This window comes from Polynucleobacter sp. 71A-WALBACH, from assembly GCF_018882365.1.
Taxonomy (GTDB): domain Bacteria; phylum Pseudomonadota; class Gammaproteobacteria; order Burkholderiales; family Burkholderiaceae; genus Polynucleobacter.
This window is the reverse complement of record NZ_JACVOP010000001.1, coordinates 318,199-334,631: the sequence shown is the minus strand read 5'-3', so window position 1 is coordinate 334,631 and position 16,433 is coordinate 318,199. Positions and strand designations below refer to the sequence as shown.

The following is a 16,433-nucleotide window of genomic DNA, read 5'->3' as shown; positions in this document are numbered from 1 at the left end:
CAGACTTACTTCATGATGTTAAGTTCTTTTTCTGCGACTACACTATATTGAGTTTCTGCCTCGATGCGCTTCATCCATGATTCGATATTGGGCAGAGAAGTGCGTGGCCCAGTTTGATCTGGAAAGGTTTGATTCAATAGAAGCCATCTGCTGACACAGAGTGCTAATGGGATATCTCCAAGATTGAAAGAGTCTCCAGAGCAATATTGTTGATTGGTTAATTGCTGATCCAATAAGGCAAGCAATCCATTGGTGCCTTGATAAGCTTTACGGATGGCTTCGTAGTTACGTTCGATTTCAGGCGTACGAGTTAGCCCCAGAAAAGCAATGCGTAAGGTTGGCCACATCGTTCCTAGCTGCCAATCCATCCACTTTTCAGATTGGTATTGCTTTTGAATATCCGCAGGAAAGCGCTTCGACTGATCATACTGACGAATGAGATATCGCAAAATAGTATTGGATTCCCAGAGCACAAGATCACCATCTTCTAGGGTTGGAACCAAGCCATTGGGATTGAGCGCTAGAAATTCAGGAGTTCGATTTTTCCCAAAATGTAAGCCGGCATCGATTCGCTCAAAATCCTTACCTTCCTCAAGTCCTAACTCTGCAAGACACCACAGCACCTTCTGCACGTTGATGGAACTTTTTCTTCCCCATAAGCGAATCATGAGAATTCCTATTTTGGTATTTTTAAAGTGATGAATCTAAACCCATAAATTTGCTGTGAGCAAATATGAGTGGATGACTTTCTGGGGCGTGTTTTAGGTTGATGACTTTAGCAACAATAATGTTGTGGTCACCGCCGGTATGCACGGATACAGTCTCACATTCAAAGTAGGCAGAGCATCCTTCAATTTGGGTGAGGCCACTCGCTGCGATTTTGTGAGAGATACCCACAAATTGATTTTCTTTAACGGTGGCAAAGTGCATTGCCATTGACTCTTGGGAGCGCTCCAGCACATGGATTAGCTGTTTGTGACCTACTTCAAAGTAGGGCATTAAACGCGAATGCTTCTTGAGGCTCCACAAAATGAGTGGCGGCTCTAATGAAACGGTATTAAAAGAGCTGATAGTGATGCCGTGAGCATTCTGATCCGTATCGAGGCAGGTAATGACAGTGACCCCAGTTGCAAAGGAAGAGAAGCCTTTGCGGAGCTCTTGGGAGGTAAAGGGGGTCATCTTACTTTGCTTATTTGGTGACTTACTTTGCTGCAGGAGTATCAGCGGGGATAGTCGTGCCGGGGATTGGAGTCAGGATTTCATTTTCTTCGGCTTTAACGCATTTAAAGCGATATTCCTTACCAGCCTTAGAAAGGAAGCTTGCGCCTTGGTAGAAATCATTCTGACAGGTCGTATTGGCAAAATCCATGACATCTTGTGGTGCCGCACTGGAGGTAATCAAGCGCATGTTACCCATAGACATGTTAATTTGGCTTGAAGAGCAGCCAATCAGCACTAAACCGGAAATCGAAGTTAATAGTAGAATTTTTTTCATGGAAACCTCCATAATCAGCAATGCTCGTTAGGATAAACCTATTACGTATTTGCTGTGGAGAATGCAGCGCTTTTAAAAGGAAGAGACATGTTTAACGCAATTTTGGTAAATAAAGATGATCAAGGTTATCGGGCTGAGCTTGCTCAAGTCGATGAGGCTAGCCTGCCTGAGGGGGATGTCAGGGTTAAGGTGCTCTATTCCACACTGAATTACAAAGATGGTTTGGCAATTACTGGTAAAGGCCCGGTAGTGCGTAGCTTCCCTATGGTCCCCGGGATTGATTTTGCAGGCGAGGTCTTAGAAAGTGCTAGCCCAGAATTTAAGGTTGGCGATATGGTGCTACTCAATGGTTGGGGTGTTGGTGAAGGTCATTGGGGTGGACTAGCCCAGCAAGCACGTGTGAAGTCTGAATGGCTTATTCCTTTGCCGAAGGGTTTCACCGCTAAGCAGGCCTTGGCTATTGGTACTGCGGGCTACACCGCAATGCTGTGTGTAATGGCTTTACAAAAGCATGGTTTGAAGCCTAGTGATGGAGAGGTATTAGTGACTGGTGCTGCAGGTGGGGTTGGTAGCTTCGCTATAACTCTTTTGAGCAAATTAGGATTTACGGTTGTGGCCAGTACAGGACGGATGTCTGAGGCTGATTATTTGAAGAAATTGGGCGCAAGTGAAGTCATTGATCGAGCGGTTTTGTCAGCTCCTGGCAAGCCTTTAGCTAAAGAGCGCTGGGCGGCAGTGGTCGATAGCGTTGGTAGTCATACCTTAGCTAATGCCTGCGCACAAACTAAGAGCGATGGGGCGGTCGCCGCTTGTGGTCTTGCTCAGGGAATGGATTTTCCATCGTCTGTTGCGCCATTTATTTTGCGTGGGGTCACTTTGTACGGTATTAATAGCGTGACAGTGCCAAAAGCAAAACGTATTGCTGCCTATGAGCAATTAAGCAAGTTAGTAGATCTCAATACTTTAGAAGAGATCTCTCATGAAATTAGTCTTGAGGATTCTTTAAAGTACGCCGCAGAACTCATGGCTGGAAATGTTCGTGGTCGTTTAATTGTGGATGTAAATAAATAAGCAATTAGCCATTAGCAATATTTACTGTGGTGCTTGAGGTTTGCGCGTTTCTAGTTTTTCCCAAACCTCAAGTTTGTCCGAGTTAGAAAGTTCAGACCAGTCCGCAATCTCAGAAAGCGTGCGATAACAGCCACGGCAAAAACCATTTTCAGGGTTGATGTCGCACCAGTTGATACAGGGCGATGGAACTGTTGTCAAAGCAAACCTAGAATAGAAATAAATGAATACCAAAAACCAATCCAGCGATCTTAGTTCTATTCATTATCCCTTAGCCGATGCTTTACCGGAAGTGGGTAGCTCAATGGAGGTTGCGCCTGGCGTGCGTTGGTTGCGGATGCGCCTGCCGTTTGCTTTAGATCACATCAATTTATGGCTACTGCGTGATGAGTTTGAGGGTATTCAGGGTTGGACAATTATTGATTGTGGTATTGCTAATGAAGAGACAAAAGCGTCCTGGGATCAGATCTTTGCTACTCAGTTAGAGGGCTTGCCGGTGCTGAGGGTGATTGTGACACATATGCATCCTGATCACGTGGGCCTCTCCCAATGGCTTTGTGAAAAATGGAATGTGCCGCTCTGGATTTCCATGACGGATTATTTAACTGCGCAATGGCTTAGCCATAAAGAGGGCGGTGCTGCTATTGGTGCGCGCGCTGGTGGCGGTGGTTCAGCGGATCACTTTCAAAAGCATGGATTAAATGCGCCAGAGGATTTAGAAAAAATTCGGGCGCGCTCCAACTACTACAGCAATATGGTTCCAGGTGTGCCCAGACAATATCGCCGGATCATTGATGGCGAAATGATTTTGATTGGTGGCCATGAGTGGCGAGTCATTATGGGATTTGGTCATGCGCCAGAACATGCCTCTTTGTATTGCAAAGATTTGGGCGTACTGATTTCGGGGGATATGTTGTTGCCACGCATTTCTACGAATGTCAGTGTTTACGATGCGGATCCGGATGCGGATCCTTTGGGCTTATATCTAAGCTCTTTAGATCGATATCTGCCATTGCCTGACGACTCTCTAGTGCTGCCATCACATGGCAAGCCTTTTACAGGGATGAAGCCGCGGATCGATCAGTTGAAAGCGCATCATGATGAGCGCTTGGCGGAAACACTGGGAGCATGTAAAAAACCGGCAACTGCTCGTGAGATAGTGCCGGTTTTATTTAAGCGTGAACTAGATATTCACCAAATGACATTTGCCATGGGTGAGGCTATTGCTCATCTGAATTACCTACTTCGTCGAGGTAAGTTGAGTCGCCAGCTTTGCGACGACGGCGTGTTGCGGTTTTGCGTGGTTTAGAAGCCTTAGTTCCAGATTCTTCAGAAGACCCCCCAGTTGCCGCGGCGGCAGTTGCTGAAACGGCATCCCCAAAAGATTTGAGCGCCATCATGGTGGCGTGCTGCACTTCAAGGCCTTGAATGGTGGACTTCAAGATGTTGAGATTGAGATTGAGCCAGTTTTCTACGCTTTTAAGGTCCTTGATGCGTTTTTCAAGTTCGTCTGTATCGAGCCCTGGAAAAGCTGACCCAAACCCTCCTGCCGCCTTAGAGGCGTCTGTGGTGAACGGAAATTGGCCTGGGGTCTGTCCAGCTGCCCCTTGACCCCACATAGTTTTCATCATTTCAAGGCTTTGGTTGAATTCAGGGATAGTTCCAAACATAGGGCGGGCTCCAGGTCAGATAAAAGTGGCTTATTGCCAATACAATAAGAGATTCTAGAGATTAATCCCGGTTAAGCAATGCAATCTAATGGTTTATCCCAGCCTTACACCCGCGGTCAGGCACTTCCCGAGCTACTGAAGCAGCGCATTCTGATTCTGGATGGCGCCATGGGCACCATGATTCAGCAATACAAGCTGAATGAGGCAGATTACCGTGGCTTGCCTGCGAATACCCGCTTTGAAGATCATCCTGGCGATATCAAGGGTAATAACGAACTCTTAGTTCTCACGCAGCCTCAAATTATCAGCAAGATTCATGAGCAGTATTTAGATGCGGGCGCTGACATTATTGAGACCAATACTTTTGGCGCCACCTCTGTTGCGCAAGAAGACTACAAGATGGCTGGCTTAGCGCGTGAGATGAATGTGATCTCCGCGCAGTTGGCTCGCGCTGCTTGTGAAAAATACTCTACGCCAGATAAACCCCGTTTTGCAGCGGGCGCGATTGGACCTACTCCAAAGACGGCGAGCATTTCTCCTGATGTAAATGATCCTGGTGCGCGCAATGTGACCTTTGACGCGTTACGAGCTTCCTATCGCGAGCAGATTGAAGGCCTTTTTGAAGGTGGCGTTGATTTATTTCTAGTTGAAACTATTTTCGACACACTCAATGCCAAAGCTGCACTGTTTGCCTTAGATGAATTCTTTGAAGAAACTGGCGAGCGTTTACCGGTAATGATTTCAGGGACAGTCACCGATGCTTCTGGTCGCATCCTGTCTGGCCAAACTGTTGAGGCATTTTGGAATAGCCTGCGTCACATTAAACCGCTGACCTTTGGCTTGAACTGCGCTTTAGGTGCTGCGCTGATGCGACCTTACATTGCTGAACTGGCGCGCATCTGCGATGCCGCTGTATCTTGCTACCCCAACGCGGGTTTGCCTAATCCGATGAGTGACACGGGCTTTGATGAAACTCCAGAAATTACTTCTAGCTTGGTTGATGGCTTTGCAAAAGATGGCTTAGTCAATCTCGTAGGCGGTTGCTGTGGAACTACTCCGGACCATATTCGTGCGATTGCTAATGCGGTTGCTAAGCGCCAGCCACGCGCTTTCTATCGCGAGAGCGCGGAGGTATCAGTATGAGTAAGACTGTAAAAGTAATGCCACCGATGAAGCTCTCAGGTCTAGAGCCTTTCAATGTCACGGCTGATGTTGGTTTTGTCAATATTGGGGAGCGCACTAACGTAACGGGCTCCAAAGCATTTTCGCGCATGATTTTAAATAATCAATTTGATGAAGCCTTGGTAGTTGCAAGACAGCAAGTTGAGAATGGTGCTCAAGTCATTGACATCAATATGGATGAGGCGATGTTAGATTCTGAAGCTGCGATGACGCGCTTCCTGAATTTAATTGCTTCCGAGCCAGATATTGCTCGTGTACCGATCATGATTGATTCATCTAAATGGAGTGTGATCGAAGCGGGTCTGAAATGTGTTCAAGGTAAGCCGATTGTTAACTCGATCTCACTCAAAGAGGGTGAAGAGCCTTTTAGAAAACAAGCGCGTTTAATTCGTCGGTATGGCGCAGCTTCTGTAGTGATGGCATTTGATGAAGTGGGTCAAGCAGATACTTTTAAGCGCAAGACAGAAATTTGCCAACGCTGCTATCAAATACTGGTTAATGAAATTGGCTTCCCAGCAGAAGACATTATTTTTGATCCCAATATCTTCGCAATCGCCACTGGCATTGAAGAGCATGACAACTATGCTGTCGATTTCATTAACGCCACTCGCTGGATTAAGGAAAATCTGCCGGGCGCGAAAGTGAGTGGTGGTGTTTCGAATGTCAGCTTCTCTTTCCGTGGCAATGATCGCGTACGTGAAGCTATCCATACGGTTTTCCTGTACCACGCTATTCAGGCTGGTATGGATATGGGTATTGTCAATGCAGGGCAGCTCGGCGTCTACGCAGACCTTGATCCTGAATTACGTGAGCGTGTTGAAGATGTAGTGCTAAACCGCTTTAAGGAAAAAGAAGGCAAGACCCCAACTGAGCGTTTGCTGGATATTGCTGACCAATTTAAAGGTGGTGGCGCAAAACAAGTAGAGAACTTGGTATGGCGTGAAGCCCCAGTGCGTGAGCGTTTAACCCATGCCTTGGTGCATGGCATCACCACCTTTATTGAAGAAGATACTGAAGAGCTGCGTGCCCAAATTATGGGTGCGGGTGGTCGTCCAATTGAGGTCATTGAAGGCCCTCTAATGGATGGCATGAATGTCGTCGGCGACTTATTTGGCGCTGGCAAGATGTTTCTACCTCAAGTAGTGAAGAGTGCGCGTGTGATGAAGCAAGCGGTTGCGATTTTAATTCCCTATATCGAGGAAGAAAAGCGCCTGCATGTCGCCTCTGGTGGCGAAGCAAAAGCCAAAGGTAAGATTGTGATGGCGACCGTTAAGGGAGATGTGCACGATATTGGTAAAAATATTGTGACAGTGGTGCTGCAATGTAATAACTTTGAAGTTGCCAATATGGGTGTGATGGTTCCTTGCGCAGAAATTCTTAAGCGTGCCAAGGAAGAAAAAGCAGATATCGTTGGCCTGTCTGGTTTGATTACCCCATCTTTAGAAGAGATGACCTACGTTGCTCAAGAGATGCAACGTGACGACTACTTCCGTGAGCGTCAAATTCCACTAATGATTGGTGGCGCCACAACTTCTCGCGTGCATACCGCGGTAAAGATTGCGCCGCATTACGATGGCCCAGTGGTCTATGTGCCGGATGCATCCCGCTCTGTTTCAGTAGCATCGAGTTTGCTTTCTGATGAAAGCGCTAAGAAATTTATTCAAGAATTACGCGATGACTATGTGCGTATTCGTGAGCAACATGCAAACAAAAAAGCATCCCCTACTATCTCACTACAAGCAGCTCGCAAGAATCGTGAATTAATTGATTGGGCTCACTATGTGCCTGAGAAACCTAAATTTATTGGGCGTCGCATTTTCAAGAACTTTGCTCTCAGTGATATTGCTAAATATATTGACTGGACGCCGTTCTTTCAGACTTGGGATTTAGCTGGTAAGTTTCCGGCAATCTTGGATGATGAAATAGTTGGTGTAGAGGCTCGTAAAGTGTTTGAAGATGGCAAGGCGCTATTAGATAAGTTAATCAAGGGTCAGTGGTTGCAAGCCGATGCGGTAGTGGCTTTTTATCCAGCCAACACGATCGGCGATGACATTGTCTTGTATAGCGATGAATCTCGTGAACATCCATTGTTTGTATGGCACAACTTGCGCCAGCAGTCTGAGCGTCCAGTAGTGGATGGCGTACGTCGACCTAATCGTTGCTTGGCAGATTACGTGGCTCCAAAAGATTCAAGTGTGGCGGATTACCTAGGCTGCTTTGCAGTTACAACTGGCCATGGTGTGGAGAAAAAGGTTGCCGAGTTTCATGCGAAGCATGATGACTACAGTGCAATCATGCTGCAGTCTTTGGCTGATCGTTTAGCGGAAGCATTCGCAGAGTTGATGCACCATCGTGTTCGTACTGATCTTTGGGGTTATGCCACTGATGAGATTTTGACGAATGAGCAAATGATCAATGAGGAATATCGCGGTATCCGTCCAGCGCCGGGATATCCAGCTTGTCCTGCGCATGAAGTGAAAAAAGATTTACTGCGCGTGATTGGCTCAGAAGATATTGGTATGACCTTGACTGAGTCGATGGCCATGAATCCCGCCTCTAGCGTCAGTGGTTTTTATCTAGCGCACCCGGATGCACGTTATTTCAACGTTGGTAAGCTTTCAGTAGATCAGATTGAGGATCTTGCTCAGCGACGTAACGAGTCTGTTGAGGATATCCGCCGCCAGTTGGCGAGTTCAATCGACTAAGTCGGGCGTATTCAGTGATGTGGCGCTTTAAACGCCCCACATCACCGGCTCATCTTTGGCTTTAGCCTGTTTCATCAGTTCAAGGAAGGGGTAGGCGCGCTGTCCCAGCCTGTCGGCAAGCTTCGGTTTTTCGCTGTTTTCTTGATCAGCCGTATTGCTGCTGGCACGCTCTTCCAAGTCTTTCAGAATGGCAGTTTCTAGGGCGATGATGAGGGCTGGTAGTTGCTCAACGGTCAAAATCCCTCTGGGCTCTAATGGGCGGCCCAAAATTTCAAAGATTCGCTGGGTCAGATCAGCCAGCATGATGACGTCAGGACCCGCTTTGGAGCGAAATTGATAGATCATTTCGATAGCTTACCACCTGATAAACTCACTTATCTATGTTGTTAACTAATAAAAATCGTTTAATTGAAATGCTGAGCGCAGCTCTGCAGGGTTTGGCTCAGGAGCGTGGTTTAGGAGATGCCCCTGCGCCTCGTTTAGAGCGCCCCAAGGCAGTTGACCATGGAGATGTCGCTTGTAATATTGCCCTCCAACTCTCCAAGGCTTGGAAGTTGAATCCTAGAGAGCTGGCAGAAGCCCTGGTTAAGCGTTTGGAGCAGCAGCCTGGCTATGGTGAGCTCATTGCTTCTTGCGAAATCGCAGGACCTGGTTTTATTAACTTTCGCCTTAGTAATGCCGCCAAAACTACTGTAGTGCAAGAGGTTCTTGCAGCAGGATCCCGATTTGGTCAACTTACCCCGGAAGCGGCCACAGTGGCTAGTGCCATGATTGAGTTTGTGTCTGCCAATCCTACTGGCCCGCTGCACGTTGGTCATGGCCGTCAAGCTGCGCTAGGCGATGCCTTGGCTAACTTGTTGGCTACACAGGGAATCAAGGTGCATCGCGAGTTTTATTACAACGATGCTGGAGTGCAGATTGCGAATTTAGCGCTCTCAGTAAAGGCTAGATTAAATGGGCTTAAGCCAGGCGACACTACTTGGCCGGAGAGTGCTTATAACGGTGAATATATTGCAGAGATTGCGACTGCTTTTAAGGCTTCATCAGAATATAAAGATGATCTTGAAGCCATTCGTCAATTTGCCGTAGCGTATTTGCGTAATGAACAAGACATTGATTTAAAAACGTTTGGTGTGGAGTTTGATTGTTATTACTTAGAGTCTTCCTTGTATACCGACGGTAGTGTTGCGAAGATTGTTGAAGAGTTGCAGAGTATTGGTAAGACCTATGAGTCTGAGGGCGCGCTTTGGCTTAAGACCACGGATGATGGTGACGATAAAGATCGCGTCATGCGTAAGTCTGATGGAAGTTTTACCTATTTTGTGCCTGATGTCGCATATCACACCAGTAAGTGGAGTCGTGGCTTTGAGAAGGTGATCAATGTTCAAGGTAGCGATCATCATGGCACGATCGCCCGTGTGCGTTCTGGCTTGCAGGGTGTAGCGCAGAAGCGCGGTTGGGATATTCCGAAAACCTACCCCGACTATGTTTTGCATAAGATGGTCACAGTGATGCGCCATGGTGAGGAAGTCAAAATTTCTAAACGTGCCGGCTCATATGTCACTGTGCGTGATTTGGTTGAGTGGTCGGGTGGCGTTACACCAGAAATGACTGCTGATGAGCGTGAGTTAGCGCTTCAGCGCGGAAGAGACGCCGTGCGTTTCTTCCTCATCTCCCGCAAGGCCGATACTGAATTTGTTTTTGATGTTGATTTAGCGTTACAGCAGAATGATGAGAACCCAGTGTTCTATGTGCAATATGCCCATGCTCGCATTTGCTCAATCTTGACTCAATGGGGTGGACAAGTTTCTGATCTGAAGGACGCAGATCTTTCTTTACTGCAAAGCAAAGCCTCGGATCATTTACTGCGTCGTTTGGCTGAGTATCCCGAAATGCTCACCGATGCTGCGGCAGACTTAGCGCCACATGCTTTAGCTTTTTACTTGCGTGATTTAGCGGGAGACTTTCATACTTTCTATAATGCGGATCGCGTTTTAGTGGATGACCCTGCATTGAAATTGGCTCGCCTTGCCTTGCTCTCGGCGACTCGCCAGGTGCTAGAAAATGGATTAAAGGTATTGGGTGTTTCAGCACCCGCTAAGATGTAAGCTGTAGTTACTTGCTAGCGCTTAAGTGGTAAAAAGAGGTATGGAGATAAGATGAAAAAAACAAATCAACACACCAGCTTCACCCCAAAGATGCAGTCATCAAGCCCGGAATATGGTGGCACTATTCTCGGCTTTATTCTGGGACTTGGGGTTGGCTTAGGGGTCGCTTTCGTGATCGCTTTTTACCTTTCTAAGAACACCCCTCAAGAGCGTCCAGGAGTAAGAGCCCCTAATCTACCTTTAACAATTAAGTCAGGACCAGCGCCTGCCGAAGGTGAGTCAGCTGCCCCAGCAGAGGCCTTAGACTTGAATAAGCCTTTACAAGGTAAGTCGGCTGCGCCTGCCGCTAGCGCGCCAGATCCAATTGCTGATCTAGCTAATGGCAAAAAACCAGTAGAGGCGGCTCCGACCCCTACTGCAAAGTCGGATGCAATCTATTTCTTACAAGTAGGCGCCTTCAATAAGCGTGCTGATGCGGATGCACAAAAAGCTAATCTAGCTATTCAAGGTATTCAGTCTCAGTTAAGTGAGATTAGTAGTGAGGGCAATACACTTTGGCGAGTGCGCGTTGGCCCATATAACAGTGTTGAAGAAAGCAACCCCGTGCGAGACAAACTGAATGGCATGGGCATTAAACCGAGCGTTATTAAATCTAGCAAATCATGATTACATTATCTAAGTCTAAGCGAGTCTTTTTATCTGCCGCCGTTCTTGGCTTGGCATTTTTATTTTCAGGGATTGCTACTGCGCAAAGTCCTAAGATCGAAGAGGGATTTGATTATCGTATTCTGCCCACCCCTCAGCCAGTTGAATCTAAAGGTAAGGTCGAGGTCATCGAGTTTTTTTGGTATGGTTGCCCACATTGCTATGACTTTGAACCAGAGTTAAGTGCGTGGGTAAAGCGCCAACCTAAGGATGTAACTTTCCGTAGAGTGCCCGTTGCCTTCCGTGATGACTTTATGCCGCATAGCCAGTTGTTCTATGCCTTAGAGGCCATGGGCAAAGGCGAGGCGATGAATGAAAAAGTGATGTATGCCATGCATAAAGAAAATAAACGTCTCATGACAGAAAATGAGATTGCGGATTGGGTCGCCTCTCAGGGTATCGATCGCAATACTTTCTTGGCTACCTATCGTTCATTTGCTGTGGTGTCTAAAGCGCGCGCTGCAAGACAGATGGCTGATGCATATCGTATTGATGGTGTTCCAACGATTGTGATGCAGGGCCGCTATGTAACCTCCCCATCAATTGCTGGAACTAAAGCCAAGGCGATTGCGGTAATGGATTACTTAGTACAAAAAATCCGCAAGGATAAGTACCAGTAATTCAGAATCTTAGATTTTGACGAAGCGCCGTACGATCCAGAAGTACAGCGGGTAAGGTAGGATTCTGAGGAACTTTAAGAATCCTGAAAACCGCTTGGGGAAGTGAATATCAAATTCTCCAGCCACTATTCCTGCTAGGATTTTATTTGCAGCCGCTTCAGCAGTGATCAGTGCTGGCATCTCAAAATCATTCTGTGCAGTAGCTTCAGTAGCGACAAACCCTGGAGAGATCATGTGCACGCTCACACCCTGCGGTAGTAAATCGTAATATAGGGTTTCACAGAAATTAATAATCCCTGCTTTACTTGGCCCATAGGCCAGGGCTTTTGGGAGTCCGCTATATCCAGCTACGCTACCAACGATAGCAATATGACCAGCATGATTTTTGAGCATATTAGGTAAGACCACGCCGACTGCCCTCATAGGCCCCAGCAAGTTAGCATCAATGGTTTTTTGTGCGATCTCAAAGTCAAAATTGTCAGCGCGTAAGGGGGTATATACGCCCGAAACAAAAAGCAGTAGGTCCAATCCGCCCCAGACCTCTAAGATGCTGTGATAGGCTGTAGTGAGTTGCTCTTGCTGAGTGACATCTAGTGGGAGTGCTAAAGCTTGTCCAGGCTCTCCGGAATGTGCAAGGGTATTTAGACGCTCTGCACGACGGCTAGAAAGGGCAACTTTTGCACCTGCCTTAATAAAGGCTTTTGCGCAGGCCTCACCAATTCCACTGGAAGCCCCAATGACCCAAATCCGTTGGTTTGCAAAAGAATTAATTCCTTTTTGTTTCATGGGCGCAGGGCATCGCTTGAGCAAACGATATTTTGGTGTTTTAGTGTGTACTGCACGACATCAATGTTTTTTTCAGTGAATCCAGCGGCACAATACATTAGATAGAAATTCCAGAGTCGAATAAAGGCCTCATCAAAACCGAGGCGATAGATTTCTTCAATCTTGTGATTAAAGCTATCGCGCCACAAACATAAGGTTTTGGCATAGTCAGCACCAAATGCAAATTCGGCCTCTACCTCTAAGCCTGCACTGGCTGCAGCAGCCTTGAATTTAGTGGGCGAGGGAAGCATGCCCCCTGGGAAAACATACTGCTGAATAAAGTCAGTATTTTGGCGATAGCGATCAAACAAATCTTCCGCTATCACGATTGTTTGGATGCAAGCTCTACCGCCGGTTTTTAGTCGCTTCGCAACCGTTTGGAAGTATTCGCCCCAATGATTCTCGCCAACCGCTTCAAACATTTCAATAGAGGCAATGCCATCAAATTGCTCTGCGCAATCTCGATAATCTTGCAGGCGAACTTCAAATTTCCTTGCATTACTTGCTTCTGCAGCGACGTTCTGAAGTCTAGAATCTGCAAAAGCTTTTTGCTCCGTCGATAAAGTCAAACCAGTGATCTGATTACCATTGCGCAAGGCTTCTTCCATAAAGCCGCCCCAACCACAGCCTATTTCCAAGAGTTGATCACCTGCTTTGGCATGAATAGAGTCCAGAATACGTTTGATTTTGGCGCGCTGAGCATCCATGAGTGATTGCTTGTCACCCTCAGAGAACCATGCGCTTGAATAGCTCATCGTGGGGTCTAACCAAAGGGTATAGAAGGCATTACCCAGGTCATAGTGCGCATGAATATTCTTGCGACTTCCCGATTTAGAGTTATCTCTAAACCAATGTCTCAGACGATATGCGATGGATCCTAGCCAGCTTCCATAGATTGCTTTTTCTAGGATGGTGCGATTTCGAATGGCTAGCTCCAGAACAGTCTTGAGATCAGGCGTATTCCATTCGCCCCGAATATAGCTCTCGGCAAAGCCAATATCGCCATGAGATAAAACTTGCTTAAACACGGACCAGTCTAAAACTTGAATTTCAGCATGTAGTTGGTCTGAACTGTTACCAAACTCCCTTACTTCCTTATTTGGCAGAGTGAGTACCAGATGGCCGCTGCGTAATTGCGCCAAGAGACTTAATAAGGTTTGCGTGCTGGCGCGATATTGCTGTTGTTTAGACGTCCGTTTCTCAGGGCGAGAGAAGGTAAGGCGAGATAGCAGTGATTGACCGGGGCGATTCATCGGGTAATTTCAAGTTCTGGTGGTTTAGGTTTGGAATAAAAGGGTACACCTTTTAACCATAATTTCAATGCCTGCCAGTGAATTCGGCCAATAACGCCTAGACTCATCAGAGGGTAGCGCAGGAAGGCCAGATAGAGGGCGCTTTTACTCAAGGGTTGGGATAAGCCGCTGATGCTGGTATTGATCAACGGGGCGCCATCTTCGTGGAGCTCAATCCGGCACACAATATTTCGCTTTGATTTGCTGTCTTGGGGAAATAAAAAGCGGAAGTGGTATTCCCCTCGTACGTCACAAAAAGGGGACACATGGAATACCTTCTTGCTTACCAGAGTTTCTCCAGATTGTAGGGCTTCACCAGAGTCATGATGGAGTAGGTAGCAGTGTCGTTCGCCAAAGGTGTTATTCACCTCAGCCAGTACTGCTTGAACTTGACCATTGGCCTGGGTACAGATCCAAAAGCTGACGGGATTAAAGACATAGCCGAGCACTCGTGGAAAAGTTTGAAGCCAAATTTCACCATCAACTCGATGTATGTGATTTTCTTTAAGGATCGATTCGATCCAGGTCAGACTATCCTGATTACCTAATCCATGATCTTGATCAAAGAAGGAAAATAGACCAAATTGTTTGTCTTTTAGACCGCGCTTGCTAAGTAATGTTGGATCCTGTCTGCGCGCGCGCATCGGAATAGATAGAGTAAAGACGCCATAGCCAAACGCATTTATGGCGGGGCGAAAACGCCGATGTTTTACCGCCCCAAAATTAATCGTTGGCAAATTCATTTACTGAACATCTTTAATGGAATTGGGTTTAACGCGATGAGAAATGCTTTCCATCAGATCCATTGCCACCAACTCGCCTGAGCGAAGCCCATCCTCATGAAAACCAAAACAAGTCCATGCACCGCAATACCAAATTGAGGAGTTACCCTGAATCAAGGGGAGTGCTTTTTGTGCCTGTACTGCACGCATATCAAAGACTGGATGTGAGTAATGAATTTCTTCATGCACTAATTCTGGATTTGGATCTGTTTGCGGATTTAAGCTCACAATAATCTGGGTGCGCTCGAATGCTGTAGGCAATGGCTGTAGGCGGTTGATTAAATAATTTACGCTGACATGTTGTTGTGCGGTTGGTGTTGTACCAGATTTTGCGGTGTAGTTCCAGGCTGCCCAGCAACGCTCTGTCTTCGGCAAGAAATGAATATCAGTATGCAAAATCGCACGATTTTTTTGATAAGGAACTGAAGCCAAAATATTACGAGCATCTTGGTCAATGCCATGCACTAATTCTAAAGTCTGGTCGCTATGACATGCCATTACCACTTCATCAAACCAGTACGATCCTGAGGGAGTCATTACTTCTACTGGAGAATGCTCGGCTTGACTCGTGTTGACGCGAGAAACAGATTCACGTACAAATTTGACCTGATGCCTCTCCAAAGCCGCTACTAAGAGTTTCACATATTCTCTTGAACCACCTTTAACGGTAAGCCATTGCGGTCGATTCTGGATTTGTAAAAGGCCATGATTGTGACAGAAGCGTACCATCGTTTGAATCGGAAATTCCAGCATCTGCTCAACAGAGCATGACCAAATAGCGCCAATCATCGGCAAAAAATAATTTTCTCTAAAGCTGGTACTAAAACGATTGCGGTCTAAAAAATCTTTAATGCGTTCATCTGGCTCTGAGTACTCAAGCTTGGATGTTATCTGTTCTTCTGCGAGTCGGGTAGCGAGACGATTAAAGCGCAAGATGTCATAAGCCATTCTCCAAAATGAGAATGAAAACAAATTTGATCTTTGCCCAAAGAATGAATTGAGATCATTGCCAGCCCATTCAATTTTTTTGCTTTGCCCCATTTTTTTGCTGGCATCAATCGATACTGAAAAAGACATTTCTGATGGCGCAATTGGAACCTGAATTTCCTCAAACAAACGCACTAAACGGGGGTAGGTTTTACGGTTAAATACTAAAAATCCAGTATCTACTCCATGCGTCACCATACCTTGAGGAGTTTCTAGTGTGAGATCTACCGTATTACTATGACCACCAATATGATTGCCACCTTCGAATACAGTGATATCTAAATCAGGGTGCTGTCTTAATGCATATGCGCATCCTAAGCCAGATATACCAGCGCCAATGATGGCAACTTTTTTCTTACCCACTAAATTTTCTCTCCAAGAAGTTTTTCTATCTCGCCAGTAATGCTACTGCTTGTTGGTTTAGTCATGCTGCCAAATGCTTCCACTACATTCCCGTTGCGATCTATGAGGTATTTGTAAAAATTCCATTTAGGAGTTGTGCCAGTTTTGGCAATAAGCATCTTAAATAAAGGATTGGGATTGTTACCGCTAACGGAGCTCTTTGCAAACATGGGGAACTTCACGTCATAGGTATTTTTACAGAAGTCGGCAATTTCTTTATTGCTGCCTGGCTCCTGCTGGCCAAAATCATTGGATGGAAATCCCAATACAACTAAGCCACGATCTTTGTATTTGGCGTACACCTTCTCAAGCCCCTCATATTGGCTAGTGAATCCACAAAAACTGGCTGTATTCACAACCAATATGACTTTGCCCTGATATTGGCAAAGGCTTTGAGGCGCCTCATCCTGCAATCTTGGAAAGGTATGGGATAAAAGGGGGCTGCAGTTTGGTGCGGCTGGGGGAGCTGCCTCCACCAATTGCATTGCCGGTAGCAGCAAAAGTAGTGCTAATAAATATCTCGGCATATTGCGAATCATCTTGAACCTTTAGGTGGGGCGGGGATATCCAAGTCTAAGACATTCTGGCAAAT

At 46.4% G+C, this 16,433-nt stretch carries 18 protein-coding genes; 7 read left to right on the top strand and 11 right to left on the bottom strand.

The features are described from left to right. Positions 1 to 5: 5 nt before the first annotated feature. The 3 genes from ICN42_RS01675 to ICN42_RS01665 are packed head-to-tail and all read right to left on the bottom strand — an operon-like array spanning position 6 to position 1,495. Positions 6 to 668, bottom strand: coding sequence for a glutathione S-transferase family protein (locus tag ICN42_RS01675; protein ID WP_216249959.1), 663 nt, complete (start codon positions 666 to 668; stop codon positions 6 to 8). Between the two features lie 22 nt (positions 669 to 690). Beyond that, on the bottom strand, positions 691 to 1,179 hold the full coding sequence (locus tag ICN42_RS01670) for a flavin reductase family protein (RefSeq protein WP_216249956.1): 489 nt from the start codon (positions 1,177 to 1,179) through the stop codon (positions 691 to 693). A 22-nt stretch (positions 1,180 to 1,201) separates the two neighbouring features. Beyond that, positions 1,202 to 1,495: a hypothetical protein gene (locus ICN42_RS01665; RefSeq protein ID WP_216249953.1), complete on the bottom strand. Its 294-nt coding sequence runs from the start codon at positions 1,493 to 1,495 to the stop codon at positions 1,202 to 1,204. Between the two features lie 87 nt (positions 1,496 to 1,582). On the opposite strand from ICN42_RS01665, the gene ICN42_RS01660 reads away from it, so the two are divergent. After that, complete coding sequence (locus ICN42_RS01660) at positions 1,583 to 2,566, top strand: MDR family oxidoreductase (RefSeq protein WP_216249950.1); 984 nt, start codon at positions 1,583 to 1,585, stop codon at positions 2,564 to 2,566. Between the two features lie 21 nt (positions 2,567 to 2,587). On the opposite strand, the gene ICN42_RS01655 is transcribed toward ICN42_RS01660, so the two are convergent. Further along, complete coding sequence (locus ICN42_RS01655) at positions 2,588 to 2,764, bottom strand: DUF1289 domain-containing protein (protein ID WP_216225619.1); 177 nt, start codon at positions 2,762 to 2,764, stop codon at positions 2,588 to 2,590. Positions 2,765 to 2,786: 22 nt separating this feature from the next. On the opposite strand from ICN42_RS01655, the gene ICN42_RS01650 reads away from it, so the two are divergent. Next, complete coding sequence (locus ICN42_RS01650; protein WP_216249947.1) at positions 2,787 to 3,872, top strand: MBL fold metallo-hydrolase; 1,086 nt, start codon at positions 2,787 to 2,789, stop codon at positions 3,870 to 3,872. Here ICN42_RS01650 and ICN42_RS01645 read toward each other — a convergent pair. Beyond that, entirely contained in the window at positions 3,784 to 4,233 is a 450-nt protein-coding gene (locus ICN42_RS01645; protein ID WP_216249944.1) for a PhaM family polyhydroxyalkanoate granule multifunctional regulatory protein, read from the bottom strand. The two genes, ICN42_RS01650 and ICN42_RS01645, sit on opposite strands and share 89 nt — an antisense overlap. Positions 4,234 to 4,311: 78 nt before the next feature. On the opposite strand from ICN42_RS01645, the gene ICN42_RS01640 reads away from it, so the two are divergent. Both ICN42_RS01640 and metH read left to right on the top strand, forming a co-directional pair. Continuing rightward, complete coding sequence (locus ICN42_RS01640; RefSeq protein WP_216249942.1) at positions 4,312 to 5,376, top strand: homocysteine S-methyltransferase family protein; 1,065 nt, start codon at positions 4,312 to 4,314, stop codon at positions 5,374 to 5,376. Continuing rightward, positions 5,373 to 8,120: a methionine synthase gene (gene metH / locus ICN42_RS01635; protein ID WP_216249938.1), complete on the top strand. Its 2,748-nt coding sequence runs from the start codon at positions 5,373 to 5,375 to the stop codon at positions 8,118 to 8,120. The genes ICN42_RS01640 and metH overlap by 4 nt, the downstream gene beginning before the upstream one ends. A 27-nt stretch (positions 8,121 to 8,147) precedes the next feature. Here the strand turns inward: metH and ICN42_RS01630 are convergent, their stop codons facing one another. After that, a complete protein-coding gene (locus ICN42_RS01630) occupies positions 8,148 to 8,465 on the bottom strand; it encodes a DUF1840 domain-containing protein (RefSeq protein ID WP_216249935.1) in 318 nt (105 codons plus the stop codon). Positions 8,466 to 8,500: 35 nt separating this feature from the next. Here ICN42_RS01630 and argS point away from each other — a divergent pair, with 35 nt between their 5' ends. The 3 genes from argS to ICN42_RS01615 are packed head-to-tail and all read left to right on the top strand — an operon-like array spanning position 8,501 to position 11,553. Then, entirely contained in the window at positions 8,501 to 10,228 is a 1,728-nt protein-coding gene (gene argS / locus ICN42_RS01625; RefSeq protein ID WP_216249932.1) for an arginine--tRNA ligase, read from the top strand. Positions 10,229 to 10,279: 51 nt separating this feature from the next. Further along, positions 10,280 to 10,894 carry an SPOR domain-containing protein gene (locus tag ICN42_RS01620; RefSeq protein WP_216249928.1) on the top strand — a complete coding sequence of 205 codons (615 nt, stop codon included), beginning with the start codon at positions 10,280 to 10,282 and terminating at the stop codon, positions 10,892 to 10,894. Next, on the top strand, positions 10,891 to 11,553 hold the full coding sequence (locus ICN42_RS01615; protein ID WP_216249925.1) for a thiol:disulfide interchange protein DsbA/DsbL: 663 nt from the start codon (positions 10,891 to 10,893) through the stop codon (positions 11,551 to 11,553). Before ICN42_RS01620 ends, ICN42_RS01615 begins: the two co-directional genes overlap by 4 nt. Positions 11,554 to 11,562: 9 nt before the next feature. Here ICN42_RS01615 and ICN42_RS01610 read toward each other — a convergent pair whose 3' ends face one another. Genes ICN42_RS01610 through ICN42_RS01590 form a run of 5 tightly spaced genes read right to left on the bottom strand, consistent with a single transcriptional unit; the run spans position 11,563 to position 16,380 of the window. Continuing rightward, positions 11,563 to 12,339: an SDR family oxidoreductase gene (locus tag ICN42_RS01610; protein WP_216249924.1), complete on the bottom strand. Its 777-nt coding sequence runs from the start codon at positions 12,337 to 12,339 to the stop codon at positions 11,563 to 11,565. Further along, entirely contained in the window at positions 12,336 to 13,631 is a 1,296-nt protein-coding gene (locus ICN42_RS01605; RefSeq protein WP_216249921.1) for a cyclopropane-fatty-acyl-phospholipid synthase family protein, read from the bottom strand. The genes ICN42_RS01610 and ICN42_RS01605 overlap by 4 nt, the downstream gene beginning before the upstream one ends. Then, positions 13,628 to 14,413 (bottom strand): DUF1365 domain-containing protein, encoded by a 786-nt coding sequence (locus ICN42_RS01600; protein WP_216249918.1) that lies wholly within the window; start codon positions 14,411 to 14,413, stop codon positions 13,628 to 13,630. Before ICN42_RS01600 ends, ICN42_RS01605 begins: the two co-directional genes overlap by 4 nt. Next, the gene (locus ICN42_RS01595; protein ID WP_216249915.1) at positions 14,414 to 15,802 is read right to left on the bottom strand and encodes an FAD-dependent oxidoreductase; all 1,389 of its coding nucleotides are present in this window, start codon (positions 15,800 to 15,802) and stop codon (positions 14,414 to 14,416) included. It lies immediately after the preceding gene. Continuing rightward, positions 15,802 to 16,380 carry a glutathione peroxidase gene (locus ICN42_RS01590; protein WP_370625991.1) on the bottom strand — a complete coding sequence of 193 codons (579 nt, stop codon included), beginning with the start codon at positions 16,378 to 16,380 and terminating at the stop codon, positions 15,802 to 15,804. Before ICN42_RS01590 ends, ICN42_RS01595 begins: the two co-directional genes overlap by 1 nt. Positions 16,381 to 16,433 lie beyond the last annotated feature (53 nt).